Source organism: Methylobacterium sp. 092160098-2, from assembly GCF_028920805.1.
GTDB classification, from domain to species: domain Bacteria; phylum Pseudomonadota; class Alphaproteobacteria; order Rhizobiales; family Beijerinckiaceae; genus Methylobacterium; species Methylobacterium fujisawaense.
The window spans coordinates 156,367-182,700 of the sequence record NZ_JAQPZJ010000001.1 but is presented as its reverse complement, the minus strand read 5'-3'; the positions used below and the strand labels follow the sequence as shown (position 1 = coordinate 182,700).

27 protein-coding genes and 5 pseudogenes are annotated in these 26,334 nt (G+C 68.2%); 19 read left to right on the top strand and 13 right to left on the bottom strand.

Going from position 1 to position 26,334, the window contains the following annotated elements; all coding sequences use genetic code 11:
* Window position 1: 1 nt before the first annotated feature.
* From PQI07_RS00895 to PQI07_RS00885, 3 genes and pseudogenes are all read right to left on the bottom strand, one after another.
* A complete protein-coding gene (locus PQI07_RS00895; RefSeq protein WP_274925852.1) occupies window positions 2–667 on the bottom strand; it encodes a glycoside hydrolase family 19 protein in 666 nt (221 codons plus the stop codon).
* Window positions 668–722: 55 nt separating this feature from the next.
* Window positions 723–1,025 carry a hypothetical protein gene (locus PQI07_RS00890; protein ID WP_274925851.1) on the bottom strand — a complete coding sequence of 101 codons (303 nt, stop codon included), beginning with the start codon at window positions 1,023–1,025 and terminating at the stop codon, window positions 723–725.
* A gap of 215 nt (window positions 1,026–1,240) precedes the next feature.
* A pseudogene (locus tag PQI07_RS00885) lies at window positions 1,241–1,462 on the bottom strand (IS3 family transposase); the annotation flags it as partial.
* Window positions 1,463–1,521: 59 nt separating this feature from the next.
* Here PQI07_RS00885 and PQI07_RS00880 point away from each other — a divergent pair.
* Window positions 1,522–2,564 (top strand): annotated as a pseudogene (locus PQI07_RS00880) (IS110 family RNA-guided transposase).
* Between the two features lie 273 nt (window positions 2,565–2,837).
* Here the strand turns inward: PQI07_RS00880 and PQI07_RS00875 are convergent.
* Both PQI07_RS00875 and PQI07_RS00870 read right to left on the bottom strand, forming a co-directional pair.
* Window positions 2,838–3,107, bottom strand: a pseudogene (locus tag PQI07_RS00875) (transposase); the annotation flags it as partial.
* 332 nt (window positions 3,108–3,439) lie between these two features.
* Window positions 3,440–4,294 carry an alpha/beta fold hydrolase gene (locus PQI07_RS00870; RefSeq protein WP_274925850.1) on the bottom strand — a complete coding sequence of 285 codons (855 nt, stop codon included), beginning with the start codon at window positions 4,292–4,294 and terminating at the stop codon, window positions 3,440–3,442.
* A 129-nt stretch (window positions 4,295–4,423) separates the two neighbouring features.
* On the opposite strand from PQI07_RS00870, the gene PQI07_RS00865 reads away from it, so the two are divergent.
* Window positions 4,424–5,341: a LysR family transcriptional regulator gene (locus PQI07_RS00865; RefSeq protein ID WP_043755439.1), complete on the top strand. Its 918-nt coding sequence runs from the start codon at window positions 4,424–4,426 to the stop codon at window positions 5,339–5,341.
* A 284-nt stretch (window positions 5,342–5,625) separates the two neighbouring features.
* Window positions 5,626–6,606: an alpha/beta fold hydrolase gene (locus PQI07_RS00860; protein ID WP_043384565.1), complete on the top strand. Its 981-nt coding sequence runs from the start codon at window positions 5,626–5,628 to the stop codon at window positions 6,604–6,606.
* 68 nt (window positions 6,607–6,674) lie between these two features.
* Here PQI07_RS00860 and PQI07_RS00855 read toward each other — a convergent pair whose 3' ends face one another.
* Both PQI07_RS00855 and PQI07_RS00850 read right to left on the bottom strand, forming a co-directional pair.
* The gene (locus PQI07_RS00855; RefSeq protein ID WP_274925849.1) at window positions 6,675–7,445 is read right to left on the bottom strand and encodes an enoyl-CoA hydratase/isomerase family protein; all 771 of its coding nucleotides are present in this window, start codon (window positions 7,443–7,445) and stop codon (window positions 6,675–6,677) included.
* A 96-nt stretch (window positions 7,446–7,541) separates the two neighbouring features.
* A complete protein-coding gene (locus tag PQI07_RS00850) occupies window positions 7,542–8,447 on the bottom strand; it encodes a LysR family transcriptional regulator (protein ID WP_274925848.1) in 906 nt (301 codons plus the stop codon).
* A gap of 122 nt (window positions 8,448–8,569) precedes the next feature.
* Between PQI07_RS00850 and PQI07_RS00845 the strand changes: the two genes are divergently transcribed.
* The 3 genes from PQI07_RS00845 to PQI07_RS00835 all read left to right on the top strand — a co-directional run bounded on the left by PQI07_RS00845 (window position 8,570) and on the right by PQI07_RS00835 (window position 10,720).
* Window positions 8,570–9,205 carry a glutathione S-transferase family protein gene (locus tag PQI07_RS00845; RefSeq protein WP_274925847.1) on the top strand — a complete coding sequence of 212 codons (636 nt, stop codon included), beginning with the start codon at window positions 8,570–8,572 and terminating at the stop codon, window positions 9,203–9,205.
* Window positions 9,206–9,301: 96 nt separating this feature from the next.
* Window positions 9,302–9,976: a peroxiredoxin-like family protein gene (locus PQI07_RS00840; RefSeq protein WP_274925846.1), complete on the top strand. Its 675-nt coding sequence runs from the start codon at window positions 9,302–9,304 to the stop codon at window positions 9,974–9,976.
* Window positions 9,977–10,003: 27 nt separating this feature from the next.
* The gene (locus PQI07_RS00835; RefSeq protein ID WP_043384577.1) at window positions 10,004–10,720 is read left to right on the top strand and encodes an SDR family oxidoreductase; all 717 of its coding nucleotides are present in this window, start codon (window positions 10,004–10,006) and stop codon (window positions 10,718–10,720) included.
* A 13-nt stretch (window positions 10,721–10,733) separates the two neighbouring features.
* Here PQI07_RS00835 and PQI07_RS00830 read toward each other — a convergent pair whose 3' ends face one another.
* Window positions 10,734–11,666 (bottom strand): LysR family transcriptional regulator, encoded by a 933-nt coding sequence (locus PQI07_RS00830; RefSeq protein ID WP_274925845.1) that lies wholly within the window; start codon window positions 11,664–11,666, stop codon window positions 10,734–10,736.
* 100 nt (window positions 11,667–11,766) lie between these two features.
* Here PQI07_RS00830 and PQI07_RS00825 point away from each other — a divergent pair, with 100 nt between their 5' ends.
* Together PQI07_RS00825 and PQI07_RS00820 are read left to right on the top strand one after the other, a co-directional pair.
* Window positions 11,767–12,456, top strand: a complete 690-nt coding sequence (locus PQI07_RS00825; protein WP_274925844.1) for an SDR family NAD(P)-dependent oxidoreductase — start codon at window positions 11,767–11,769, stop codon at window positions 12,454–12,456.
* A 238-nt stretch (window positions 12,457–12,694) separates the two neighbouring features.
* On the top strand, window positions 12,695–13,465 hold the full coding sequence (locus PQI07_RS00820; RefSeq protein ID WP_043384584.1) for an SDR family NAD(P)-dependent oxidoreductase: 771 nt from the start codon (window positions 12,695–12,697) through the stop codon (window positions 13,463–13,465).
* 60 nt (window positions 13,466–13,525) lie between these two features.
* On the opposite strand, the gene PQI07_RS00815 is transcribed toward PQI07_RS00820, so the two are convergent.
* Window positions 13,526–14,644 (bottom strand): alpha/beta fold hydrolase, encoded by a 1,119-nt coding sequence (locus PQI07_RS00815; RefSeq protein ID WP_274925843.1) that lies wholly within the window; start codon window positions 14,642–14,644, stop codon window positions 13,526–13,528.
* A 358-nt stretch (window positions 14,645–15,002) separates the two neighbouring features.
* The gene (locus tag PQI07_RS00810) at window positions 15,003–15,989 is read right to left on the bottom strand and encodes an AraC family transcriptional regulator (RefSeq protein WP_274925842.1); all 987 of its coding nucleotides are present in this window, start codon (window positions 15,987–15,989) and stop codon (window positions 15,003–15,005) included.
* Between the two features lie 230 nt (window positions 15,990–16,219).
* Here PQI07_RS00810 and PQI07_RS00805 point away from each other — a divergent pair, with 230 nt between their 5' ends.
* The 9 genes and pseudogenes from PQI07_RS00805 to PQI07_RS00770 all read left to right on the top strand — a co-directional run bounded on the left by PQI07_RS00805 (window position 16,220) and on the right by PQI07_RS00770 (window position 22,111).
* Window positions 16,220–16,822 (top strand): cytochrome b/b6 domain-containing protein, encoded by a 603-nt coding sequence (locus PQI07_RS00805; RefSeq protein ID WP_274925841.1) that lies wholly within the window; start codon window positions 16,220–16,222, stop codon window positions 16,820–16,822.
* A complete protein-coding gene (locus PQI07_RS00800; protein WP_274925840.1) occupies window positions 16,819–17,592 on the top strand; it encodes a molybdopterin-dependent oxidoreductase in 774 nt (257 codons plus the stop codon). Before PQI07_RS00805 ends, PQI07_RS00800 begins: the two co-directional genes overlap by 4 nt.
* The gene (locus PQI07_RS00795) at window positions 17,589–17,933 is read left to right on the top strand and encodes a hypothetical protein (protein WP_274925839.1); all 345 of its coding nucleotides are present in this window, start codon (window positions 17,589–17,591) and stop codon (window positions 17,931–17,933) included. Before PQI07_RS00800 ends, PQI07_RS00795 begins: the two co-directional genes overlap by 4 nt.
* A gap of 21 nt (window positions 17,934–17,954) precedes the next feature.
* Window positions 17,955–18,119 carry a hypothetical protein gene (locus PQI07_RS00790; protein ID WP_236961598.1) on the top strand — a complete coding sequence of 55 codons (165 nt, stop codon included), beginning with the start codon at window positions 17,955–17,957 and terminating at the stop codon, window positions 18,117–18,119.
* A gap of 19 nt (window positions 18,120–18,138) precedes the next feature.
* Entirely contained in the window at window positions 18,139–18,882 is a 744-nt protein-coding gene (locus tag PQI07_RS00785; protein ID WP_274925838.1) for a TIGR04282 family arsenosugar biosynthesis glycosyltransferase, read from the top strand.
* Window positions 18,879–19,427, top strand: a pseudogene (locus PQI07_RS38085) (MptA/MptB family glycosyltransferase); the annotation flags it as partial. The gene PQI07_RS00785 and the pseudogene PQI07_RS38085, both read left to right, overlap by 4 nt.
* Window positions 19,428–19,483: 56 nt before the next feature.
* A complete protein-coding gene (locus tag PQI07_RS00780) occupies window positions 19,484–19,699 on the top strand; it encodes a ferredoxin (protein WP_274925837.1) in 216 nt (71 codons plus the stop codon).
* 318 nt (window positions 19,700–20,017) lie between these two features.
* Window positions 20,018–20,878, top strand: coding sequence for an FAD-dependent oxidoreductase (locus PQI07_RS00775; RefSeq protein ID WP_342462030.1), 861 nt, complete (start codon window positions 20,018–20,020; stop codon window positions 20,876–20,878).
* Window positions 20,871–22,111, top strand: a pseudogene (locus PQI07_RS00770) (cytochrome P450). The gene PQI07_RS00775 and the pseudogene PQI07_RS00770 overlap by 8 nt, the downstream one beginning before the upstream one ends.
* 353 nt (window positions 22,112–22,464) lie before the next feature.
* Here PQI07_RS00770 and PQI07_RS00765 read toward each other — a convergent pair.
* Window positions 22,465–23,208, bottom strand: coding sequence for an SDR family oxidoreductase (locus tag PQI07_RS00765; protein ID WP_274925836.1), 744 nt, complete (start codon window positions 23,206–23,208; stop codon window positions 22,465–22,467).
* Between the two features lie 94 nt (window positions 23,209–23,302).
* On the opposite strand from PQI07_RS00765, the gene PQI07_RS00760 reads away from it, so the two are divergent.
* Entirely contained in the window at window positions 23,303–24,232 is a 930-nt protein-coding gene (locus PQI07_RS00760) for an AraC family transcriptional regulator (protein ID WP_274925835.1), read from the top strand.
* 273 nt (window positions 24,233–24,505) lie between these two features.
* On the opposite strand, the gene PQI07_RS00755 is transcribed toward PQI07_RS00760, so the two are convergent.
* Window positions 24,506–24,877 (bottom strand): antibiotic biosynthesis monooxygenase family protein, encoded by a 372-nt coding sequence (locus tag PQI07_RS00755; RefSeq protein ID WP_274925834.1) that lies wholly within the window; start codon window positions 24,875–24,877, stop codon window positions 24,506–24,508.
* 115 nt (window positions 24,878–24,992) lie between these two features.
* On the opposite strand from PQI07_RS00755, the gene PQI07_RS00750 reads away from it, so the two are divergent.
* Complete coding sequence (locus tag PQI07_RS00750; protein ID WP_274927666.1) at window positions 24,993–25,469, top strand: MarR family winged helix-turn-helix transcriptional regulator; 477 nt, start codon at window positions 24,993–24,995, stop codon at window positions 25,467–25,469.
* 358 nt (window positions 25,470–25,827) lie between these two features.
* Here the strand turns inward: PQI07_RS00750 and PQI07_RS00745 are convergent, their stop codons facing one another.
* Complete coding sequence (locus PQI07_RS00745) at window positions 25,828–26,250, bottom strand: response regulator (protein WP_274925833.1); 423 nt, start codon at window positions 26,248–26,250, stop codon at window positions 25,828–25,830.
* Window positions 26,251–26,334: the final 84 nt, after the last annotated feature.

The window sequence follows — 26,334 nt, the reverse complement described above, 5'->3', positions numbered from 1 at the left end:
GTCAGGCCCCCTTCTGCATGTTGCGGCGGACGGCTTCGCGCAGGCGCGGCCACCAGGCGGTCGATGGCGGCGGCGGGGCGGCCGGCGGCGGCGCGGCGGCGCACGCCGCCCGGAGGCAGGCGAGGAAGACGGCGTGATGGCCCGCGATCCGCGCGCCGTTCCGCGCGCCGTCGCCGTTGACGATGGCCCGCGCACCCTCCGGATCGTCGGTGCCGCCGTCGAAGTAGCGCGCGAGGGCATGGCCGGGGCGGAACAGGCCGTCGCGCGCGCCGACGATCAGGATCGCCGCGCTCGTCTCCGGCACGAGCGCCAGGTCCGGATCGCCGACGAGGTCGAGGCCGAGCCGCCGGCCGAACCGCCGGTAATTGTCGAGCCAGGTGAGCTGGCTGGCGCCGCGGCCGTAATAGACCCGGCCGTCCACCGGCACACCGTAGGGATGCCCGCGCCCGAGACCGTCCTCGCGGATCGACAGGTTCAGCCGGCATTCGTGCCAGGCGGTGGCCAGGGTGTAGGCGACGTGGCGGAGATCGCCGGGCCAGCCCTGCCGCTCCCAGACGTCGAGGAGGCCGGTCAGCCCGTCGACCTCGGTCTGCGCGAGGGTGGCGCCGAGCAACCCCGACGCGCGCAGCCGCGCGAAGAAGGTCGCCCGCACGAGGGGAGCGGTCATGTCGGCCTCACGAGGGTTCGGGTTGAGGGGGCGCGGCGCCGAATCGGCACCGCGGCTACGTCAGGGCGAGGCTGACGCCCGCCTTGTTCGCGGCCTTGAGGGCGGTGGCGTCGGTGCGGCCCTGCGCCCCGGAGAAGCCGACCGCGATGCCGGCGCCGAAGGACAGGCCGAGACCCTTGAGGATCTGCTGGTAGGCCTCGGGCCAGACGGTCTCGCCGCCCTGCACCCAGGGCATCGGCAGGCGGCCGTCCTCGCCGAGGATCGGCTTGATGGGGGCGCCGTCGATCGGCTTCAGGGCCAGGAGGTCGCCCGCGCGGGAGCGCTGCTTGAAGGTGGTCCAGGCGTCGAGGACGAGCACGTCCTCCAGGCCTATGCGCAGCCAGTCGGTCCAGGGGGGACGCCGTCCGGTTTGGCGAAGAAGGCGGTGATGGCCCACTTCATCCGCGCGGCTTGATCCTTCCGCGTCTCGATCATGAGCCGCAGCAGGTCGTCGCCGTCGGCGATCCGGCGTAGCTGGGCGAACGAGACCGGCTCTTAGAGCGCGGGACAAAACCGCAGCGAGCGGGTTTGGCGTGCATGGACGCTCTCGTAGCCGGAGCGCCCGTACCGGCGCGCCAGCTCCACGAGATCGGCGGTCAGCGCCGCCTCATCGTCTCTGCCCCGCGGCACCTTGCGCTGCGTCGAACAATGCTGACCGAGCGCACGGCACGCGCGGGGCTCAGAGACGTCCAGGACGTCCATCACAAGCTCAATGCAGGCACGTCGGCGCGCGGGGCTAGATGGGGTATTCGGGGTGCCTCGCGCGGCGGAAGCGGCGGCATGATGGCGCTTCGATCCAATCCCGGAGCCCCACCATGAGCGAGCAGCACCACGTCGGCCTCGATGTCTCCGTGAAGGAGACCGCAATCTGCATCGTCGATCCCCATGGTAAGGTCGTGCACCGGGCCACCGTCGAGAGCCATCCCGAGGTGATCGGCCGGCACCTGATCGACCTCGGCCACAGCTACGCGCGTGTCGGCCTGGAGGCGGGACCGCTCTCACCGTGGCTCTACGCCGGCCTGGTCGAAGCCGGACTGCCGGCGATCTGCGTCGAGACCCGCCACATGCATGCGGCCCTCTCGGCCCGCATCAACAAGACCGACCGCAACGACGCGATGGGCATAGCCCAGATGATGCGGGTCGGCCTGTTCAAGCCGGTCCACGTCAAAACGCCGGCCAGCCAGCAACGCCGCCTGCTCCTGACCTCGCGCAAGCTGCTTCAGCGCAAGGCTTACGACATCGAGAGCGACCTGCGCGGCCAACTGCGCAACTTCGGCCTCAAAGTCGGTGTCGTGGGGGCTGCCGGTTTCGAGCAGCGCGTACGCGACCTCGTGCTCGATCTGCCCTTCGTCGCGGCCGTGGTCCTGCCGCTGCTGGAGGCGCGCTCGGCGCTGCGGACCCAACTGGCCAAGCTGCACAAAATGCTGCTGGACCAGGTCCGCACCGACCCGGTCTGCCGGCGCTTGATGACCGCGCCCGGCGTCGGGCCGGTCGTGGCGTTGACCTACCGTACCTGCGTCGACAACCCAGCCCGCTTCGGACGATCGCAATGCGTCGGGGCGCATTATGGTCTGACGCCGCGGCTCTACCAGTCCGGCGAGACGAAGCGGGTCGGCCGAGTCTCGAAGTGCGGCGACACGATGATGCGCGCCGCACTGTATGAGGCCGCGCTCGTGCTGCTGACTGGCCCTCGGGTTCGATGGTCCTCGCTGAAGGTCTGGGGCTGGCTGTGGCCAAGCGCAGAGGCATGCAGAAGGCCCTCGTGGCCGTCGCCCGCAAGCTGGCGATCGTGCTGCATCGGATGTGGCGCGACGAGAAGGATTTCCGCTGGTCGACCGAAGCCGCGACGGCGGCCTGAAGCTTACGGATCAGCATCACGTAACACCGAGCTCCTCCGGCGTGGAGGAGGTCCCTGTGGGGACGATGGGAGCGGGTGAGACCGAGGAAACTCGAGCGTCGGTTCTGCCGGGCGCGCGGCTTAGATGGATCCGCCCACTCCCTCTAACCCCATCATGAGGCGGCGCTCGCCGACCTCGGAGAGAAGCAAGAGCTCCACAGGGCCGATCACGCGTCGAACCAGGATGCGCACGAAAGGGCGTTGACCGATGAACCCCGAATAGAGAAGTCAGTTTCCCCGGACAGCCTCCTGCAGGATCAGCGTGTCGAGCGTGAGATCCACGATCACTTTCCGGAGCCCCTGGTTCTCGGTCTCCAAGTCCTTCATGCGCCGGACCTAGTCGCTCTTCAGGCCGCCGTACTCCTTGCGCCAGCGATAGTACGTCACCTCCGTCACGCCGGTCGTGCGGATCGCGTCCCCGACGCTCTGGCCCTGCGAGACCAGCACATCCATCTGCCGCAGCTCGGCGACAACGTCCTCCGGCTTGTGCCGCTTCGTTCCGATCTGTCCGTCCTCGCACTGGCCCGAAAGCCATACCTCAGGGCGGACCACTTCATTGGGGGCGGATCATCCCCTGCAAGCTTCTCCACAGTGGACCAGCCGCTTACGGCCAGACTACGCCACGCCGGATCGCCAGCGCGCACAGAACCGGACGTTCGGCTTGGCACCCACACCGGACATTCCCCGGCCATCGGACGTCGCTTGAAAGCGGAAGTCTCTCATGGCTTCCTGCTGCATCAAGCAGGTTTTGAAAGAGCGGCCGCCCCGTCAGGGTCGGCCGGCCCTTCTGTACCTTCCGTCATTCAGGCTGTCGCGGGCCCTTAGCAATCTCCGCTTCAGGCTTTGAGGAATTCCGTGACGGCCTCGGCGATTTCGTTGGTATGCGTTTCCAGGGCGAAATGCCCCGTATCGAGGAACCGGATCTGGGCATCCGGGATATCGCGCCGGTACGCCTCCGCACCGGCTGGCAGGAAGAACGGGTCGTTCCGCCCCCAGATCGCCAGAAGCCGCGGGCGGTGCGTGCGGAAATAGGCTTGGAAATCGGGGTAAAGCGCCACGTTGCTGGCATAGTTGCCGAACAGGTCGAGCTGGATCTCGTCGACCTCCGGCCGCTGGATGTACCACGCGTCGAGGGCGCTCCCGTCGGGCGAGACCAGCGAGGTGTCCGGAACGCCGTGCTCGTATTGCCAGCGGATCGAGGCCGGGGTCAGCAATTCGCGCAGCGCCTGCCGGTTGGCGTCGCTTTGATCCCGCCAGTAACGCTGAATCGGGTTCCAGCCCTCGCTCAGTCCTTCCTCATAGGCGTTGCCGTTCTGCGAGACGATGGCGGTCACTCGCTCGGGATGCGCCATTGCGACCCGGAAGCCGGTGGGCGCGCCGTAGTCGAAGACGTAGAGCGCGTAGGTCTTCAATCCGATGACCTCCGTGAAGCGGCCGATGACCTTCGCCAGCGCGTCGAAGGTGTAGGTGAAGGCGGCGCGCGGCTTGATCTCGGACAGGCCGAATCCCGGCAGGTCGGGGGCGACGAGGTGGAAGCGGTCCGCGAGCAGCGGGATCAGGTTGCGGAACATGTGGCCGGACGAGGGGAAGCCGTGCAGCAGCAGGAGCGTCGGCTTCGCAGAGTCGCCGGCCTCCCGGTAGAAGACCTTGAGGCCGTCGACGTCGACGGTGCGGTAGGTGGTCTGAGTCATCGTTCGCCCTCCGGTGCCGGCGATGCAGCCCGTGCTGCACGCCGTCGGTGAGGCATGGGTACCGACTTGCACTCTGCGGGATAATCTGACCACTCCGAGAGTGACCGTTACCGAAAACGAGAGGGTGCGATGGACCGGTTGGAGGCCATGAGCCTGCTGGTCGCTGCCGTGGAGGCCGGGAGCCTGTCGGCCGCCGGACGCCGGCTCGGCATCCCCCTGCCGAGCGTCAGCCGCAAGATCGCGGACCTGGAAGCCCATCTCGGCGCGAGGCTCCTGGTCCGCACGACGCGCAAGCTCACCCCGACCGACGCGGGAGCCGCCTACATCGAGGCGTGCCGACGCTTGCTCGGCGAGGTCGAGGAGACCGAGCGGGCGGTCAGGGGCGAGTACACCGAGCCCCGCGGCGCGTTGACGATGACGGCCCCGCTGGTTTTCGGGCGGCTGCACGTCCTGCCGGTGGTCTCGGCGTTCCTGTCCCGGTTCCCGGACATCACCGTGCGCCTGATCCTCACCGACCGGGCCCTGGACCTCGTGGAGGATCACGTGGACCTGGCGGTCCGCATCTCGCACCTGCCGGACAGCGACTTGGTAACGGCGCGGCTGGGCACGGTCACACGCGTGGTCTGCGGCAGTCCGGACTTCCTCGCCGCCCACGGGACGCCCCACACGCTATCCGACCTCGCCGAGATCCCGTGCGTGACCTTCAGCGACCTGGCCGCCGGCCCGGCCTGGCACTTCGCCACGTCCGACCGGAAGGCCGTCCAAGTGGTCCGGGTGCGGTCGCGTCTGCAGGTCAACACGGCCGAGGCCGCTCTCGACGCCGCGGCGGCCGGCGTCGGCCTCACGCAGGTGCTGTCGTACCAGGCCGCCCCTCTGGTCGCCGCCGGGAGCCAAGTTCTCGTCCTGCGGTCGTTCGAGCTTGATCCGGTCCCGGTCAGCGTCGTCCATGTCGGCCACGGACGCCTCCCGCTCAAGCTGCGGTCATTCCTCGACTTCGCGACGCCGCGCATTCGCGCGTCCCTGGGTGCCGTTATCCCACCCCCATGAAGGCCGATGCGCCCGCCGGCTTGGGACGAGCGTCCGCCGGGTAAGAAAAGGCCGGGCCATCTCCCTCTCGAAATCCGTAAGGCTGAGTTTCGCAAACTCTGTGTTCTAGTGAGTGCCGAGAGAGTTCATCGTGATCACACTGTCCGGTCCCGAGCCTGAACGCCGCGGCACGGTCGGAGGGCTCGCGGCGAAGGCCGGTGCATCCGCCTCGACGTGCGCGACATTCGCGGTCGCGAGGCGCGCAATCCGGACGTTCCCCGGCCCGCACATATGCGAGTGGAGCGATGAGACAGGACACGGCATTCCAAGACGGGCCTGCCAGGACGACGCGGCGGTGTCTTCTCGCCGGCAGCGTCATGGCGGCAGGCTTAGGCCCGGTCGGCGCCGTCGCGGCGGAAACGCGGCCCGCCGAGGTCGCAGAGGTCCGCCACGGCACGGTTCGGGCCGACGGCGTGGACGTCTTCTATCGCGAGGCCGGCCGGCCCGACGCCCCGGTGTTCCTGCTGCTGCACGGCTTCGCGAATTCGTCTTTCTACTTCCGCCATCTCATGCCGAGGCTCGCGGACCGGTTTCGCCTGATCGCGCCGGATCTCCCATCCTTCGGTTTCACGGTGGTCCCGGACGACCGCGGCTACGTCTACGACTTCGCGTCGCTGTCGCGAACGATCAAGGCCTTCGTCGACGTCCTCGGCCTCCGGCGCTACCGCCTCTACACGTTCGACTACGGGGCTCCGGTGGGTTGGGACCTGGCGCTCGCGCATCCCGACCGCATCGCCGGCATCGTGTCCCAGAACGGCAACGCCTATCTGGAGGGGCTCGGCGAGGCGGCCTGGGCGCCTCTCAGGACCTATTGGGAAAAGCCGAACGAGGCCGCCGTGGAGGCCATCCGAGCCCGCATGACCCTCGACGGCGTCAAGGCACCCTACTTCCACGGGGTGCCCGACCCGTCGGTCATTGAGCCCGAGTCGTACACGCTCGACGCCGCCATTCTGGCGCGACCGGGCAATGCGGACCGCCAAGTCAAGCTCAAGCTCGACTACAAGCGCAACCTGGAACGCTACCCGCTGATCCAGGCCTTCTTCCGAGAGCGCCGCCCGAGGCTCCTCGCTGTCTGGGGACGCAACGACCCCTTCTTCATCCCGCCCGGAGCCGAGGCGTTCAAGCGCGATATCCCGGACGCACGGGTCCGCTTCCTCGACACCGGCCACTTCGCCCTCGAAACGAACGGGGACGACATCGCCCGAGAGATCCGGGCCTACTTCTGAGCCTCCGGCGTGCCGGGCCATCCTCGCGGGCCCGACACGCCGTGCGATGGTTCGGATCGGGCGCTCACTCAGTTCTGGGCGGCCATGGTCCGGGCCACGTCGGCGGCGCTGATGCCCTCCAGGGCGAGGCCGTAGCCGGTGCCCTCCTCGACGAGCCGGCGCAGGCGCTGCGTGAGCGCGATCCGCGTGTACCGGCCGGTGAGCGGCGGCAGAGCTGCGATCCCGTCCGCGATCTCGTGCGCCCTGGCCAGCAGCCGGTCTTGCGGCACGATCTCGTTGATGACGCCCCAATCCTTGGCCGTCTGGGCATCCAGCACCTGCCGCGTCAGCAGGAAGTATCGCCCGCGGATCGAACCGATCACCTCAGGCCACAGGATGTGCATGCCGTCGCCCGGCACGATCCCGAACTCGAAATGCGGCTTGTCCTGGAACACCGTCTCGGGCGTGGCCAGCACGATGTCGGTGAGCAGCGCGTATTCGCTGTGAAGCAGGACCGGGCCGTTGAGCGCGGTGATCATCGGCACCTCGACGTCGAGGATGTTGCTGAGCACCTTGCGGCCCTCGCGCAGGATCTTGTCGTAGCCCTGCGGCGTGAAGAAATCGAAGCCCTCGGGGCTGATCGCGTCCATGAAGGCGTCCCCCGCACCGGTCAGGATCACCGCCCGGTTGTCGCGGTCCTCGCCGATCGCGTGGAACAGGTCGACGAACTGCTCGTGGGTGTGACCGTTGAAGACGAGCTTGCCGCCCTCGGTGTGGAGCATGACCTCCAGCACGCCGTTCGGCTTCCGGGTCAGGCGGGCGTTGGGGAACGCGTCGCGGTAGGTCTTGAAACGGGCCATCGGTGCTGTCCTCGTGGTGGCCGGCCCCGTTGGTCGGCGTGAGGACGAGGTAGACGGCACCGCCCGGCGACGGATGACGGCGCGCAGCGATAAGACTTATGCCGTCGCGGAATGGGGCTCCCGCATCTCGGCCATCACCGCCTCGACGAAGCCGGCGAAGAGCCGCGCCTTGGCGCTGGCCATGCGGCCGGTGGGGAAGACCGCCCAGAGATCGATCATAGGCAACGCCCAGGGCTGCAGCAGCCGCCGGACCGCGCCGCTCGCCAGTTCGGGGACGAACATCCAGTCCGACGCGATGGTGAGCCCGATATCGGCCAGCACGGCCGCACGCAGGCCTTCGGCCGCGCTGACCCGGACGCGGCCATGCACCGCAACCGAGATCTCGGCGCCGTCCCGGGTGAAGGACCAGGCATCGGGCTGCCGGCTGTAGACCACCGCCTCGTGCCCGGCGAGGTCCGCGGGACTGCGCGGTTCGCCCGCGCGGGCAAGATAGGCGGGCGTGGCGAGCACCGAACGGCCCCCGGTGGCGAGCTTGCGTGCGACGGCGGCCGAGTCCGGCAAAGTCCCCATGCGCAGGGACAGGTCGATCCCCTCGCCGACGAGGTCGATTACCCGGTCGTCGAGGACGATCTCGATGTCGAGGTCCGGGTGCTCGGCGAGGAAGCGCGGCAGCATCGGCACCACGTGGAGCCGGGCGAAGGTGGTCGCCGCCGAGACGCGCAGCCGTCCCGAGAGACCGGCCCCCGCGCCTCGGGCGGCGCGCTCGGCCTCGTCCGCCTCCGCGATGGCCGCCCGCGCCCGCTCGTAGAAGCGCAGGCCCGCCTCCGTGGGGCTCAGGCCGTGCGTCGAGCGGACGAGCAGGCTGACCTGCAGCCGGTTCTCCAACTGCGCGATCGTCTTGGAGACGGCGGGCTGGCCGACATTCAGGAGTCGGGCGGCCCCCGAGAAGGAGCCCGATTCCACGACCTGCACGAAGGTGGCCATCGCCTGATACCGGTCCACGCCATGCCTCCCTGGAATGAGCGTTATCGCCTCGGGCCTTCTGCCCTGTCCATCGGGGGAGGGGCATCAATCCGGCCGTCACCACCGCATCGGCGCAGTGGTCCCGCCGGAGCCAAGTGAACATGTTCGAGGTCTACGCTTTCGCCACGCCCAACAGCATCAAGGTCCTCATCGCGCTGGAGGAACTCGGCCTCCCGTACCGCCTCCACGGCGTGAACGTGCGTCAGGGCGAGCAGAAGGCGCCCGAATTCCTGGCGCTGAACGCGAACGCGAAGGTGCCGGTACTGATCGATCCGGCGGCGGCCGATGGCCGGCTGGTCCTGACCGAGTCCGCTGCGATCCTGGTCTACCTCGCCGAGACGAGCGGCCGCCTGATGCCGCCGCACGGCGAAGGCCGGGCGCGCGTGTTCGAGCAGCTGTTCTTCCACGCCTCCGGGCTCGGCCCGGCCTTCGGGCAGGCGGGCTTCTTCCAACGCCAAGCCGCCGAGCCGCAGCCGCTCGCCATCGCCCGCTTCTCGGCGGAGGCGAACCGGACGCTCGGTGTACTCGACGGGGTCCTGGCCGAACGCCGCTACGTCGCCGGCGACGCCTTCACGGTGGCCGACATCACCCATTTCGGCTGGCTCTGGCGACGCGAGTTCGCGGGCGTGAGCTTCGAGAACACGCCGCATGTCGCCCGCTGGTACGACGCGATGGCCGCGCGTCCAGCTGTCCAACGCGCGATCGAGCGGGTGAACGCGCTCGTGCCGCAGGCCTGACCGGTCGCACGCCACCGGACTCGCCCCGGGCCGGTCCATTCCCGCAAGCCAGCAGCGCAAGCCAGCTCGCCAGCCTGTCGCACGAGGCACAAATCCATGACCCTGCAATCCAAGCTCGACGCGTTCAAAGCCGATTTCGAGGCCGGCAAGCCCCCCTACACCGTCCCGCCCTCGGTGATCCGGACGATGCACCGGGCCACCGCGGAGCTGATCGCCACCGGCGCCGCGACCCGTGCCCTCAGGGCCGGCGACCGTGCGCCGGCGTTCACGCTCAACGACCCGGAGGGGCAGCCCGTCTCCTCCGACGCCCTGCAGGCGCGCGGGCCGCTCGTGATCAGCTTCTACCGCGGCGTGTGGTGCCCCTACTGCAACATGGAGCTCCGGGCGCTTCAGGAGGCGCTGCCACAATTCGAGAAGCTCGGGGCGAGCCTCGTTGCCCTCTCGCCGCAGACGGCGGCCAACAGCCGGAAGTCGGTCCGCCAGAATGCCCTTGAATTCCCGATCCTGTCGGACCCGCACAACGCCGTCGCGGCCGCGTTCGGCCTGCGCTTCGCGCTGCCCGATTACCTGGTCGATCTCTACACGAGCCTGAAGAACGACCTGCCGGCGTTCAACGGCGACGCGAGCTGGACCCTGCCGATGCCCGGACGCTTCGTCGTCGGGCAGGACGGCGTGATCCTCTACGCGGAGGTAAACCCCGACTACACCCGCCGCCCCGAGCCCGAGGACATGCTGCCGGCGCTCCGCCGCGCCGCCTCCATTCCCGCCTGACAAGACACGGCCGCAAGGAGATCCAGGATGTCCCGAACCTTTCTCGTGACCGGTGCCAGCAAGGGCATCGGGCTGGCGCTGGCCCATCGTCTCGCCGGCGACGGCCACCACGTCGTCGGCCTTGCACGCGGAGGCCTCGACGATTTCCCCGGCACGCTCGTGCCGGTGGACCTCGCTGACGGTCCGGCGACCGACGCGGTTCTTGCAGACCTGACCGGACGCTTCGCCTTCGATGGCGTGGTCAACAATGTGGGCTTGGTGCGGCCACAGCGACTTGAGGCCGTTGAGATGTCCGCGCTGGACGAGGTCCTGCGCGTCAACCTCCATCCGGCGCTTCAGGCCGTGCAGGCGACCCTGCCCGGCATGCGCCGGCGCGGCTGGGGCCGGGTCGTCAACGTCGCCAGCCTGACCGTCCTCGGCAGCGTCGAGCGCACGGCCTACGCGGCCGCGAAGGCGGCGCTCGTCAGCTTCACACGCTCCTGGGCGCTCGAGCTCGCCACGACCGGGATCACCGTCAACGCGGTGGCGCCCGGACCGACGGAGACCGAGCTGTTCCGGGCCAACAACCCGCCGGGCAGCCCGGGCGAGACGCGCTACCTCGCCGGGGTGCCGATGGGCCGCTTCGGACGGCCTGAGGAGATTGCGGCAGCCATCGCGTTCTTGATGTCGGACGGGGCGGCGTTCATGACGGGGCAGACACTCTACGTCGACGGCGGTGCCTCGATCGGTCGGGCGGCGCTGTAGCCCCGGACGCGGCTCACCGTGTCGCGGCGGCATCGAGCTCGTTGTCGCCGCCGACCAGCTGCAGGCACCATTCGGTGAAGGCGCGGACCTTCGCGGCGCGATGCTGGCGCGACGGGTAGATCGCGTACAGGGGGAAGGTCTCGTCGGGCCAATCCGGGAAGATCTCGACGAGCCTGCCGCTCGCGACGAAGTTCCGGCTGCCGAGCTGCATGACCTGCGCGATCCCCGCGCCTTCGCAACAGGCGCCGATCATCGTCTCGACGTCCGACACCATCAGGCGCGCCGGCTGCCGCACCGGAACGACCTCGTCGCCGCGGCGGAACTCCCACGCGAAGGGGCGGCCCGTCAGCGGATCCTGAAAGTCGATGCAGGCGTGGTCGCGAAGGTCGCGCGGGTGCGCGGGGCGGCCGTGCGCAGCCAGGTACGCCGGCGCCGCGACTGTCAGGATCCGCGTTTCCAGGAGCTTGCGCGCGGTGAAGCCCGCCATCGGCGGATCCCCGAACCGCAGTGCCATATCGAACCCGTCGGCAACGAGGTCGCCGATCTGATCGCGCATGATCAGTTCGAGCCGCAACTCGCGATGGAGCGCGAGGAAGCGCGTCAGCTCACGCGACAGGACGAGGCGCGAGAAAAACGGATCGACATTCACCCGCAGGCGCCCGCGCACCGTCGACGCGCTGCCCGCCGCCTCCAGGGCGGCTTCCTCGATCCCGTCGAGATGCGGGCCGACCCGCTCCCAGAAGCGACGTCCCTCGTCGGTGAGCCGCAAGGTCCGGGTCGTGCGATCGAGCAACCGCACACCGACGCGGGTCTCCAGACGCTGGATGGCGCGTCCCACACCCGACTGGGTGAGCCCGAGGGCCTCGGCCGCTCGGGTCATGGTTCCGGCCTCGACCACAGCCATCAGAACCGTCACGCCGGCGAGCAGTCGGCCATCGTAAGGCATCGTTCCATGACTCCGAGTCCGGAATGATCTGACAGAACGACGCTAATTCCTGTCCCGACTCTACGCCACATAGAGCCGTGGCAATTCAGAGGAGGCTCTCATGACAGGGCAGTCCACGGCGCTCGTCGTCGGCGCTTCGCGCGGACTGGGCTTCGCCCTCGCGGAGGAGTGGCTCGGGCGCGGGTGGCGCGTGATCGCAACGGCACGCGGCCGCTCCGACCAACTTGAGACGCTCGCGAACCGCTTTCCCGACAGCCTTGAGATCCAGCCGGTCGACATCAACGATGGAAGCTCGGTCCGCGCGCTGCGCGAGCGCTTGAGCGGTCGACGCGTCGACGTCCTGTTCATCAATGCCGGCATCGCCCGCGAAATCGAGGCGAGCCCGATCAGCGCGCATGAGACGGACTTTCTCGACATGATGCTGACTAACGCCTTCTCGCCCGTGCGCGCGGTCGAGCTCCTGCGGGATCTGGTGCCGGCCGGCGGCACCATCGGGATCATGAGTTCCGAGCTCGGCAGCATCGCGCACGCGACCGGCGGCTGGCAGCTCTACGCGTCCAGCAAAGCCGCGCTCAACATGCTCATGAAGGGCTATGCGGCGAAGCACTTCGATGACGGGCACGCCCTGCTCCTCGTCGCTCCCGGCTGGGTGCGGACCGAGATGGGCGGCGGCGATGCGGCTCTGTCCGTCGCGGAGAGCATCCCGCGCGTGGTCGACATGATCGAGGCGAACCGCGGCTTGGCCGGTCTGCGCTACGTCGACCGGTTCAACAATCCGCTTCCCTGGTGACCGACTGACTGCCAGGCGAACCGGACATGCGCCACCCACGTACCACGGCAGGCAGCGTCCACCCGAGGAGATCGGCGACAGTGACCGGAACGACTCCGGTTGCCGCGCAGAGCCGCCCGTCATCGCCTGGAGCGGTGCTACCCGAGCAGGGATTCGCGACGTACGATCTACGGGCGGCCGCGTCGTTGCAGCGCTCTCAAACGCCGATCGCAACCGAAGCATTGCTGAAAGACTGGCGATGGCCCGTATCTTCATCACCGGATCGTCGGATGGCCTCGGGCTCATGGCGGGCCAGCGCCTGGCTCGCGAGGGCCATGAAGTCGTGCTGCATGCGCGGAACACCGATCGTGGCGAGGTCGCGCGACGGGCGCTTCCGAACGCGGCCCAGATCGTCATCGGCGATGTCGTCACGATCGCCGGCATGCGATCCGTGGCCGAGCAGGCCAACGCGATCGGGCGCTTCGACGCCGTCATCCATAATGTCGGCATCGGCTATCGCGAAGCGCGCCGGCTGGAGACCCGGGATGGTCTGAGCCATCTCTTCGCGATCAACGTCTTGGCGCCTTACTTGCTCACCGCTTTGATGGAGAGGCCAGACCGCCTCGTTTACCTGAGCTCGGGCATGCACCCAGGCGGTATTCCGGACATGGACGATCTGCAATGGACCAGACGGCGCTGGAGCGGATCGCAGGCTTACGCGGAAACGAAGTTCCTGAATGTCCTGCTGGCTTTCGGCGTGGCACGACACTGGCCCGCGGTGCGATCGAACGCCCTCGAACCGGGCTGGGTACCCACCCGTATGGGCGGCCCCGGTGCGCCGGATGATATGGCCGCCGCGCCCGTGACCCAGGCATGGCTGGCGGTCGGGGACGACCCAGCGACCCGTGTCACGGGCCGGTACTTCTATCACCAGCGCGAAAAATCGCCGGAGCCCAGCACCCGTCGCGTCGGGCTGCAGGAGGCTCTGCTGGACCGGTGCGCGACGCTGTCCGGTGTGCCGCTGCCCTAGACAGCCACGCAGCCCCTCGGTGGAGCGCCTGAGGTCGGGGATCTTAGGCGCGCACGGCCGTCATATACCGGACAACGCTCGGCCCGGACGTCCCGTGAAGCGAAGGACGGCCTCCGCGAAGGCGCAGGCCTCCTCGATATGGGCGAAGTGGCCGCTCTGCTCGAAGATTCTCATTTGCGCCTGTGGTAGCAGATCGGCCAGCAACGCCGCGTGGCGCGGGCCGAGAATGAAGTCGTCGGTTCCGGTGACGACGAGCGCCGGAACCTGCACGGTGGCGAGACGGTCGCGAACGTCGAAGACTTGGCCATCGCCGACCAACAGGGTCGCCTGGAGCCGCCGTTGCAGGGTCGCGAGCATGTCTGGCCAGCGCCGGAAGTCCGACATATAGGCCGGAAGGAGGTCGCGCAGCGCCGCGGTATAGGCCGCGTCTGTGCGGATGGTGGGGATCGAGGCCCAGGCCCTCTCGACCGCTTTGGCTTCCGCCGTCCCCGCGTGGCGTGCCACGAAGGCGGCGATCTCAGCGCTCGCATCGGCCATGAAGGCGCCGCCTGTGTAGGCAGCGCCCGCATACACGATCAGGCCTTTGAGTCCTCCTGGCCGCTTGAGCGCTGCCTCCAGCACCACAAAGGCACCGTGCGAATGGCCGAGGAGGTAAGGTTCGGGGATACCGGCCGCGTCGATGAACGCGAGCAGCTGTTCGGAGAAGCGGTCTACGCTGTACCCCTGGGGATGGGTCGCGAGGCGTCCGGACGATCCTGTGCCGATCGGGTCCAGATACACCATGGTCAGGCTCTCTTCGAGCAGAGGCAATCGCAAGTAGCTGGCGTCTATGCCGGGGCCACCGGCATGCGCGATGCAATAGGGTCCCATGCCGGAGACGTGATAATGTTGAGCTACGCCGTTCACGGCGATGCTGTGCGTGCCAGGCGCTAGGACCGACGGCATGAACATCCTTTCGCATCTTAAATGGCGGGACATGGCACCCGCAGATCCACGTCTCTGATGTTCCGATGGTGCCAGGAGTGACTGCGTGACTCCGTTCTCGACTCGGCAGCAGGCCTCGAGCCGTACGCGGACGCGCTCTTTGCTGGTCTTCGCCGAGCAGACCATTCTTTCATCGGGGCTGGTCATCGACCCAACCAGGCCAAGCGTCTGTGCCACGTTGACGAAGAGCAGCATCGATCGGCGTGGCAGATCCTGATTTCAAGATTTCTCAGCCTTGATGGGCGCCGCTTCTCGGGTCGCGCCGTGCATACTGAAGAGCAGGATTTTTAAGAGTCCTCATCCCCGAAAGGCCGTCCTTCGTTTTCCGAATGAGCCCCCCTGAGGAAATCCAGGCCGTCTTTTCGACGCGCCGATTATATGCGGGTTTAATTTCAGAAACCACCAAGTTCGAGCCACAGCACCTGTTTTGAACGATAACGCACGCCGCGCGGGTTCCACCATCGCAAGTTTTTGGCGAGACTATCCGGCGTTGATGATGGCAATACCCTCGGTGCTCGTGTCCAACGCGGAAGACATCCACCCGCATGCACGCTCAAGGCTTTTCGGATTTCCGACGTGAACCGTCGATCCCGAGGTCGGATTGTGGCGCCAGGGATCTGACCAGGCTCGTGGCTTGAGCGCGGTAGGCGCTCGGATCGCACCCGTAAGCGGTCTTGAAGGCGTGCGAGAAGTAACTGCGGCTGGCGTAACCGACGCTCTCGGAGATGACCTTCACGGGCATGGGCGAGGACGTCAGCAGCTTGGCTGCCAGTTGCAGTCGCGCCCGCTGCAGATACTCGATCGGACCCTCGCCGAATGTGGCGGAGAAGCGCTCGGCGAAACCGGAGCGGCTCATCCCACAGAGCGCAGCCAAGCTATCGACCGTATGCTGCGCCCCAGGCGCGTCGAGGACAGCCGCGATCGCCGGGACCAGTCTCGGATCGCGCAGCGCTTCGAAGATCGGCGATTCAGCGCCTTTCTCCTTCAGATGGATCCGAAGCAGGATTGTCAGGCACTGCTTCATCAGCGCACTCGTCACTTCCTGCGTACCGAGACTTGGATTGACCAGTTCCTCGATCATGAAAGCGAAGGCGTGGCGCATCCTGTCGCTGCCGGATAAATCTTCAATCAAGGCGTTGTGCAGACAGTCGAAAAGACCGAGCGCGCCGGCATATCGCGCCGCGATAGAGCCGCAGGCCAGTAAAATGTCCCGTCTTCCATCACCCGCCGTCAACGCAATAAGGCCATCCGGAAGAACTCTGCGTGCGTCTTCGGCCGTAACCGTTCGGGTAGCTCCCACGAAACCAATTGAGTGCCGCATGCCGCGCGGTGGGATCACCATGCAATTCGGCCCAAAACGTAGAGGTTCTTGACCTTCGACCACGATCGTTCCTGAGCCCGCAAGGACGTAATGGACCAGAATCGCGTCGGCCATGCCGTTCTTCGCCAGCTGCCACCCGGTCTGGATCTCACAGAACGCGAACGCATGGACCTGCACAGACAAAGTCGAGAACAGACGCGGAAGGATATCGCAGGACATGGGCACTCCGTGCGCTCTTACTGGTGAACTAATCTCAGCGTCTTTTGTGGAAGGTCCAGGTCATCACGACAGGCAACTTGGCGGTTGGCTTTTCCCATATGACTTGTCGATCCCATAATTCATCAATTTACGACCACGTATTGGATCAAAAAACACGAAGGGCGCCCGCTATCATGAAGATGAACGCGATCAGATCCAGGCGTCGCTTGCACCCATAGCCGGTGCGGATCATGCACTGGACGAACGCCGTGGCGATGGTAGTGCTGATCGGCTCCGGCTGGGGCATCTACGACGATTCCGTCATTATTCACGGCGTGTACTTTCCCAAGGCGATCCGCCTTGGGTCCTGGGCCGCCGAGAGCCTGCTCTGGCACTTCGCCGCGATGTGGCTGCTGGTTGCCAATGGCGGCGCTTATCTCGTCTACGGCGTCGCGACCGGGCGCCTGCGCGAGCGCCTCCTGCCGATCCGCCCGAGCGACATCGTGCAGACGGTCCGCGACACGCTGCGGCTCAAGCTCGCGCACGAGGACCTGACGACCTACAACGCCGTCCAGGAGATCCTCTACATCGTCGCCATCCTGGCCGGCATCAGCCAGGTCGTCAGCGGGCTGGCCATCTGGAAGCCGGTCCAATTCTCCGGCCTCGTCGCACTGCTCGGCGGCTTCCAGGGCGCGCGCCTCGTCCACTTCGCCGGCATGGCGGTGCTGGCGGGCTTCCTTGCCATCCACGTCGTGCTCGCCCTGCTCGTGCCGCGCACGCTGAGGGCGATGCTGACTGGCGGCCCGGTCCGCCAGCCGGCCCTCCCGGCCGTGGCCCGGGAGGCGGCGCGATGAGGTCGCCCTTCCGCCCCCGCACGGTGCCGGATCCCGGCATCCTCGACGACCACCGCCCCCTGGTCCGCCAGATCGAGCGGCGCGGTCTCCTGCGCGGCGGCCTGACGCTGGGCGCGCTCACCATGCTCACCGGCTGCGACGTGACCGACACGACCGCGGTCGGCCGGGCGCTGCGCGCGGTCTCCGACTTCAACGACGGCGTCCAGGCCGCCCTGTTCGATCCCCGCAAGCTCGCGCCGGAATATCCCGCCTCCCAGGTCCTGAAGCCGCCGCGCTTCAACGCCTACTACGACGTCGAGGACGTGAAGCCGATCGACGGCACGGCGTGGCGGCTCGAACTCGCCGGGCTGATCTCCGACAAGCGGCCCTGGACGCGTCGGCAGATCGCGGAATTGCCCGAGCGCGAGATCATCATCCGCCACGTCTGCGTGGAGGGCTGGGACTATATCGGGCAGTGGTCGGGCGTGCCGCTCCGCGCCTTCTTGGAGCGCGTCGGCGCCGACCTCACCGCCAAGTACGTCGCCTTCAAGACGGCCGACAACTATCCGAGCAGCATCGACATGGCCAGCGCACTGCACCCGCAGACGCTGCTCGCCACCCGCTATGCCGGCGCGGAGCTGCCGGACCCCTACGGGTACCCGCTGCGCCTGCGCACCGCGGTCAAGCTCGGCTTCAAGAATCCCAAATGGATCACGGCCATCGAGGTGACCAACACCTATCCCGGCGGCTACTGGGAGAATCGCGGCTTCAACTGGTTCGCGGGCCTATGAGTGCCCGCGCGATCCGGTGCGCCCGGGGCGTCGTCCTGCTGACGCTGGCCCTCGCCGGGCCGGCGCAGGCGCAGACCGCCGGTCCCTCGCCGGCCCCCGACCACATGCCGAAGCCCGGCATGACCGCCCCCGAGATGGCGGGTCGCGCGGCCGGCCGGTTTCCCCAGCCTGTGCGCGTCGGCGATCTCCCCGGCCGCCTCCTGCTTCAGCCGGAGGAATCACAGCCCGTGCTCGGCCGCGTGACGGGGCTCGTCCGCCGCGACGATGGCGGCGCCGATGTGATCGTGCGCCTCGACGGCGTCCTCGGGCTGACCTGGCTCGGACTCCAGCCGGTCGCCTGAAGCGGGGTCGGATCCCGGCTCGTGGCCGTGCCGGTCGAAGCGGTGGCGCTGCTCGGCGAGCACGTCGCCCTCATGGGCCTGACGCCGGAACGCCTGCGCGCGCTGCCAGCCTTCGCGCCGGGCTCGGCCACCGCGGTTCAATTGGACGAGACGCTCCGCCTCGGGATCGTCCGGCCCTTCCATTGATCACGGAGGAATCTTGGAGATGGCACCAGGACCGACGTCCGGATCGTCCGCCACCTGCGCGATCGGCGTGATGGCCAAGGCGCCGCGCAGCGGCCGCTCCAAGACGCGGCTGTGCCCGCCGCTGACGCCCGACCAGGCCGCACTCCTGAGCGGTGCCTTCCTGCGCGACACGACCGCTAACATCCTAGAGGCGGCCCGCTCCGCGCCGATCGCCGCCTACGCGGCCTACGCGCCGCGCGGCGCCGAGGCGCTGGTCAGCCCCCATCTGGTCATCGGAACACAGCTCGTCCCGGCGGACGGCGACATCCCGGCCCCGGCGGCAGTCGAGGGTTTCGGCCGCTGTTTGCTGCAGGCCGTCGGAGGCATGCTCGCGGAGGGCCATGCAGCGGCTTGCGTGCTCAGCGCCGACATCCCGACGCTGCCGACGCGCCTCCTCGTCCAGGCCGCCCGGATCCTGCTGGCGCCGGGGGACAGGGCCGTGCTCGGCGCCTGCAGAGACGGCGGCTACTACATCTTAGGCCTCAAGCAGGCCCATGCCCGCCTCTTCGCCGACATCGCCTGGAGCACCGACACCGTCGCGGCCGCCACCCGCGCCCGGGCGCACGAGATCGGCCTCGCTCTCGTCGAGCTGGACCCCTGGTACGACGTCGACGACGCGGCCTCGCTGGCGCAGCTCTCCGCCGATACGTCCGGCTACGCGGCCCCGGCGACGCGCGCGGTCCTGGCGGGGCTCACGGAGACCTCGGAAGCCGTCCCGGCATGACCCGGCTTCTCGCCAGCCCCGCGCACCGGCTCGCGGCCCTCGGTCTCGGGCTGCTCGTCGTGAATGTCGGCGCGCTCGCGATCCACGTGCCGGGCGCCGACACGGTCGGCTCCGTGGCCCGCGCCAACGTCTTCGTCGGCGTGGTCGCGGTTGGTCTCGGAATCTGCCTTCTCGCCGTGCGCTTGGTGCTGCGGGAGCGGCTGCCGCCCGCGGCCCTGTGGACGATCCCCGGCTTCGCCGTGGCGATGCGGGCCGCGCTGCTGCCGGCGCCGCCGTTCCTGTCGAGCGACATCTACCGCTACGTCTGGGACGGGCAGGTCCAGGCTGCCGGGATCAACCCCTACCGCTACATCCCGGCCGGTCCGGCTCTCGAACGGCTGCGCGATGCGGCGGTCTACCCGCTGATCAACCGCAAGGACTACGCGCCCACGATCTACCCGCCCGCGGCGCAGATGGTCTTCGCCGCCGTGGGCCAAGTCTCGCACGGCGTCACCGGCATGAAGCTCGCGATGCTGGGCTTCGAGGCCCTGGGCGTGCTCGCCATGCTCGCGATCCTGCGCGGCGCCGGCCGGTCATCCGCACAGTTTTTTGGAGGCCCTGAATGCGTGTCGTCGTCGATCCCAATCGCTGCCAGGGCTACGCCCAGTGCTGCTACGCCGCCCCTGAGCATTTCGAGCTGCGCGGTTACGAGATCCTGTTCTACGATTCCGCGCCACCGGACGCGAAGCGGTCGCAGATCGAGCGGGCGCAGCAGGCCTGCCCCGTCCGAGCCATTGAGAGCGAGCGCGCCGGCCTCTCCGAGGAGGGCGAACCGTGATCGGCGCACAGCGACCGGGCATCGTCGTCGTGGGCGCCTCCCTCGCCGGGTGGCGGAGGCGTTGCGGGACGGCGGCTATGATGGGCCCCTGATCCTGGTCGGGGCCGAGCCGCATCGGCCCTACGACAGGCCGCCCCTGTCCAAGCACGTCCTTGCGGGCGAGCTTCCCGCCACGCGACCGCGCTGCCACAGCTCACCCGGTTGCAGGCGCAGTGGCGGCTCGGCCGGGCCGCCGTCGCGCTGGACCGGGAGCGCCGGGTGCTGCACCTCGCCGACGGCGCGACGCTTCCCTAGGAGAAGCTTCTCATCACCACCGGGGTGAGGGCGAGGACATGGCCCGGAGACGGTGCCGACCTCGGCCTGGCGGTGACTTTGGTCGATCCCAACCCGACGCCGCTTGCCCGCCTGCTCGGAACCACGATCGGTGCCACCCTCGCCGAACGGATGCGCGGCGCCGGGGTCGATTTCCGCCCGAAGACGATGGTCCGCGCGCTCTCGGGCGAGGCCGGGCAGGTCCGCCGCGCGCACCTCGCCGGGGGAGAGGTTCTCGAGACGGATCTCGTCATCGTCGCCCTCGGCGCCACACGCGACACCGGCTGGCTCGCTGCGGCGGGCCTCGCCGCCGATGCGGGCGGCCTGACCTGCGACGGAGCCTGCCGCGCGATCTCTATCGCGGGAGAGCCCGACCCCAACATCTACGCGGCCGGCGAAGTCGCGCGCTGGCCGAACCCGCTCTACAATGATCGTCCGATGACGGTGGAGCATTGGGGCAACGCTGTCGACCAGGCCCGGCACGCGGCAGCCAACATGATGGCCGCCCCCTCCGCCCAGCAGCCCTACCGGCATCTGCCGGCTTTCTGGTCGAGACAGTTCGGCCTGAACATCAAGCTCGCAGGCCACACCGCGGGGGCGGATGCACTCGCGCTCGTCCAGGGATCGCGGGCCTCGCACCGGTTCCTGGCCGTGGATGGCAGGGCCGGTCGCAGCATCGCCGCCGTCTCCTTCGACGAGGCGCGCTGGCTGCCCGCCCATGCCGAGGCCGTCGCCGCCGGGGCGCGCTTTCCTCCGTTTCCCGATGCCATCGACCAGCCACGAATCGAGCGGCTGAAGCCGGGCTTCCCCGCGGCGCGGCCCCCTGCCCATCCCGCCGCGCCGGCGCCGGAGGCTAGCCATGTCTGACGAGACGCTCTTCGCGCAGGTGCTGGCCCCGAAGAACCGGGCGGATCCCTATCCCCTCTACGCCAGGATGCGCGAGACACCTGTGTCCCGGCAGGCGGATGGCAGCTACCTCGTCAGCACCCAGGCGGCGTTGCGGAGCCTGATCTTCGATCCGCGCCTCAGCTCCGAGGATCTGCCTCCGTCGCGCCGGCCCGCCACGGGCAACCCCCAAAGGACTGGATCCTCAACCCGATCCGGAACCGCGTGGTCAATGCCCACCGCCCGCTGATCTTCCGCGATCCGCCCGACCACGACACCCTGCGCGGCTTCGTGATGAAGGAGTTCACGATCGCCCGGGTGCGCGACTCCCACGCCAAGGTCGCGACGCTTGTGGATGCCTTGATCGACAAGTGCCGGGGCCGCGACACGGTCTGCCTCGTGGACGACCTGTCCTGTCCGCTGCCCGTCGCCGTCATCTGCGAGCTCCTCGGCGTGCCCGAGGCCGACGAGCGGCAATTCCATGCCTGGGCGACACGCATCGCGACGGCCCTGGAGCCCGACGCGCGCCACGACGAGGCGGGACGGCGCGAGATCGCCGCCACCTTCGACGCGATCTCGGACTACATGCGCCGGCTGATCCGCGAGAAGCGCCGCCATCCGGCCGACGACATGCTCAGCGGCCTCGCCGCCCGCGGCGGCCGGGGCAGACTAGCCATGGGCGACATCGACCTGATCTCCACGGCGATCCTGCTCCTCGTCGCGGGCCATGAGACGACCGTGAACCTCATCACCAACGGGATGCTCACCCTGCTCCGACATCCGGACGAACTCGAGAAGCTGAAGGCCGACCCCGAGCGGGCGCTCCGCGTGATCGAGGAGATCCTGCGTCACGAGCCCCCCGTCCATTTCCGCACCCGCAAGGCGCTCGGCGCCATCGAGGTGGCGGGCGCGACGATCCCGGCCGGATCCTCGGTGGTCCTGATGCTCGCGGCCGGAAACCGCGATCCGGCGCGGTTCACGCAGCCGGACCGGTTCGATCCCGACCGGAACGACAACCAGCATTTCGGGTTCGGCGGCGGCCTCCATTACTGCGTAGGCGCGCCGCTGGCGCGCGTCGAAGCCGAGATCGCCCTGGTCACCCTGTGCCGGCGCCTCGTCGCGCCGCGGCTCCTCAACGATCCACCGCCCTACCGGGCCGGCGCTTCCCTGCGCGGTCCGAAGAACTTCGGCATCGCCATCGCGGGGATCGCCTGATCCTCCGGGCCCGAAAGGGGTCTGGGAAGCTGCTAGGCGCCACGCGCTATTGTCTGTCGAAGGCGCGCGTCAACTCACCCTGTTGTACAAGCTTGTCCAGTCATGCGCATCGCACCAGGGACTGAAATCTCTCATTGTGCGACTGACCTTCAGAACGGTGACTCATCGGGATATTTGACCGGGTTCGCATGATCTCGTCCGCTTCTGTGGCAAGCCTTTTCAGGAGCGGTCGTTCTGCTATCGGCCAGGTCCCGAGTCGCTGGCATGGTCTTCTGAATGACCGGGGTGGGTGGATCTCGGCTCGTCCGCTTCCCCTCGAACATGGGGCGGAAGCAGACGTTCGAGGGGTCGGTTCAGGCCGCCGACCAGGCGACCGCGTCAGCGCCCGCCGGCAGGCGCATCGGGCAGGCCGGGTCGGTCGCCGCGCGCCAGACCGCCTCGGCCACGTCCGAGGCCCGGGTCAGCTCTTCCGTCGCCTGCTGGAAGTTCGCGAAGACCTGACCCGCCAGTTCGCCATAGGCCTCGGGCACATCCATCCCCATTCGGGTGCGGGCGTTGGTCCCGAACGCGGTCTCCGGCGATCGGCCGGGAATGACGAGATGGGCGCGCACCCCGAATGGCACGAGTTCGTGGGCGAGGGACTCGGTGAAGGCATTCACCGCCGCCTTGCTCGCGGTATAGACCGCCAGCAGCGGCAGCGGCCGCAGGGTCACGCTCGACGTCACGTTGACGATCACCCCCGCGCCCCGTTCCCGGAACTGCGGCAGCACGGCCTGGGTCATGGCGATGGTGCCGAGGGTGTTCGTCTCGAACACCTCCCGGGCGGACTCTATCGACAGGCCTTCCAGGGCGTTCAGCAGCCCGACGCCCGCGTTGTTCACCAGGACATCAAGCGGCCCGGCCTCCGCGCCCGTCCGGGCGATGCTGCCGGCGTCGGTCACGTCGAGCGGCAGGACGGTGAGGTGGTCGGACTCCGGGAGCAGGGCGGCCTGAGGCGTCCGCATCGTGGCGATGACCCGCCAGCCACGGTCGAGGAACAGGCGCGCCGTCTCCAGGCCGAAGCCGGATGAGCAGCCGGTGATAAGGATCGTGTTCATGGTGACCTCCCGTGTGACGCACCACGGGGTGATAGGAGCGCTTCGCCGGACGTGATACGGGCGCAAGTCCATATTTCAATGGCGAGCGTCCGAAATGGTCGATCCGCTCACCCAGGTGGTCGGGCTGCTTCAGCCCAGCGCCTCGTTCTCCAAGTTGGTCCTGGCCGGCGGCGCCTGGATCGTGCGCCGCGACGACCACGGCCAGCCGTTCTACGCCGCTGTGCTGGAGGGGGCGTGCCGCCTTGCGATCGACGGCGAGGCGGAGATCGTCCTCGCGGCCGGCGACTTCGTACTGATCCCCGCCGCCAGCGCCTTCGCCGCCTCCAGCCTCGTCGCGCCTTCGGCGGGGCGGGCGCCACCGCCCGTCGATATTGGCCCCGGCGTGTTCCGGCTCGGTCCTGCCGAGGTGCCGCCCGACCTGCGCATGCTGGTGGGGCACTGCACCTTCGCCTCCGACGATACGGAACTGCTGCTGTCGCTCCTGCCACGGTTCGTCCATGTGCGCGGCGTCGGACGACTGGCGATGCTGCTCGGCTTGGTGAACGAAGAGACGCGGGGCGACAGGCCCGGTCGCGAGGTGGTCCTGGCGCGGCTTCTGGAGGTGCTTCTGATCGAGGCGCTTCGGTCCACCACGGGTCCGACGGCACCCTCAGGCCTCCTGCGCGGGCTTGCCGACGAGCGCGTGGCCACCGCGTTGCGCCGGATGCACGAGCGACCGACCGTTCCCTGGACGGTCGCGGCCCTGGCCCGAGAGGCGGGACTGTCGCGCTCGACATTCTTCGAACGGTTTCGGCGCGAGGTCGGCGTCGCGCCGATGGCGTATCTGCTGGCGTGGTGCATCGCGCTGGCGAAGGATCTGCTCGGTCGCGAGGGAGCCGGCGTGGCGGAGGTGGCCGAGCGCGTGGGCTACGGGTCTGCCAGCACCTTCAGCACCGCCTTCGCCCGTCATGTCGGCAGACCGCCAATTCACTACGCCCGCGAGCAGCGCGCCCAACAACGTAGCCCTGCGCCTCAGCCCGTCTGAGACGGGTGGTCTCCTGCCCGTCCGCTTCTGGACGACAGTTGCATCAAGCGGACATAGCCATGGGGACCCCTCACGACCCTTCTCAGACCCTTGGAGGGTCCGCTTCTCGGCAGCTAAGTCGAGGATGACCCACGTCCAGAGTGGTGGATTTCCGATGCTCCGCTTCGGGAAGTGAGGGCTGAGAAAGTGGCCCTCACTCGATCGAGCAACCGCAGTGATCAGCCTTCATCCGCGTTCTCGAAGAGCGGTGTTCTGATCCGGGCCCATGAGGCGTCAGGCGATGCAAATGCCGGGAACCTCGACCTTACGGAACAGATGGGGGCTCGCCCTCGCGCTCTCCGGATACTCCGAGAGTTTCGCCCGAAACTCGGGGTTGGCGAAGGCGGCCCGGAAATGGGCGACGGACTGCCAAACCGCATAGTTCAGAAAGACACCGCTTCCCGCGATGCCGCGATGGAGCTGTGTCGAGATGAAGCCCGGCTGCCGTTTCATGATCGTCGCATCGCGGCTCCAGACCTCCAGAAGCGCGTCCGCGTCCTCTGGCGGGACGACGAAGGTGTTGATCAAGACGACCGGACCGGCCTCCTCGTCGGCCAGCTGGTCGGCGAGCGTCACGGTGTTATCCATTTCGATGAAGGTCGACATCGGGTGCTCCTTGGGCAGGCAGGCCAATGAGTTGCCCGCGTGATGCCCAAATGGCATCATGGTGTCATAATCAACGAAATGGCATCATGATGTCAATAGGGCGGTGATCTCTGCGATGTCCGAAGTTTCTCCCTCTGCTGAAGCGCTGACCGATCTCGTTCTCACGCTCTTCCGGGTCAACAACGCGACGCTGATCTGGGGCGACCGCCTGGTCGAGCCCTTCGGGCTCACCAGCGCGCGCTGGCAGATCATGGGGGCCATCGCCTATGCAGATCGGCCGCAGCCAGTGGCTTGGCTAGCCCGGGACCTCGGCGCGAACCGGCAGAACGTGCAGCGCATCGTCAACGAACTCGCCAAGGACGGCTTGGTGGCCTTCGAGACCAACCCGCACCACAAGCGCGCACAACTCGTAGTTTTGACGACGGCAGGTCGGCAGGCCTACGAAGCCGCCGTTCGGGCTTGGTTTCCGGCGGCCGGCGACTTGGCCAAAGACATCCCTTCCGACGATCTCGCCACGGCGCTGCGTGTTCTCGGAACACTGCGTAACAGGCTCGCGGAGGGCGGCGCCGATGCCGAGGACCGGAGCGCGTAGCTCACGGTCGGCTGACGCCCCCGACGCCTGGGGTATCGTCCACAAGGACGGCTGCTTTCGGGGATCGCTGGCGGAACGTCCGCTTAAGGGCGAAGGGTCAGGGTCTGCTCCCCACCCCCAGCCGAGCTTGCGGGGTGGCCAACGAGCGACCGCTTTGGAGAACCGTAAATGGCGTTCCCGGCGGCTGGGTTGGGTCGCTATCGAACCGTCCGCTCGGGGTGGTGTCCGGCCCGTCCGCTTCTGGACGGCGAATACTTCAAAGCAGACAGCGCCGCCGGGTCCGTTTGGGGTGCCGACAGTCATTTCGCGTGCATGCTTGCGTAGCTGCGAGTGCTGACGGAAGATATGATCGCGCCTCTCAGGCGCGGTTCTTGTCGCGCAGCGGCTCGGGCTTCTGCTCGTCCGGCAGAACCTCGCGCAGGTGGTGATTCACGATGTCCACGCTGAACGGCTTTCCGATGAAGCGCGCTCCGTCCGGCAGATCGTTCGGTCCGGGCTTGGCCTGCCCCGACGCAACGACGATCGAGACGTGAGGATAGGCGCTCGCAACCTTGCGAGCGAGGGCGAAGCCATCGTGTACGCCCGGCATCTGCACGTCGGTGAACAGCAGCACGATGCACGCGTGGTGTTCTTCGAGCACGAGCAACGCCGTATCACCGGATGCGGCCGCAAAGGTCGCAAACCCCGCGTCCTCCAGGATGTCGATTGCAGCCATGCGGACCATGCCGTCGTCGTCGACGACGAGAGCACAGGGCGCAGCGTTCGAGGAGGCATGGGTCATCTCCCCTCAATGCCGCGTTTCATGGAAAGGTCCGGGTGGAAAGACGCCAAGTTCAGCCGCCTGCCATGAGATGGACGCCCGAGG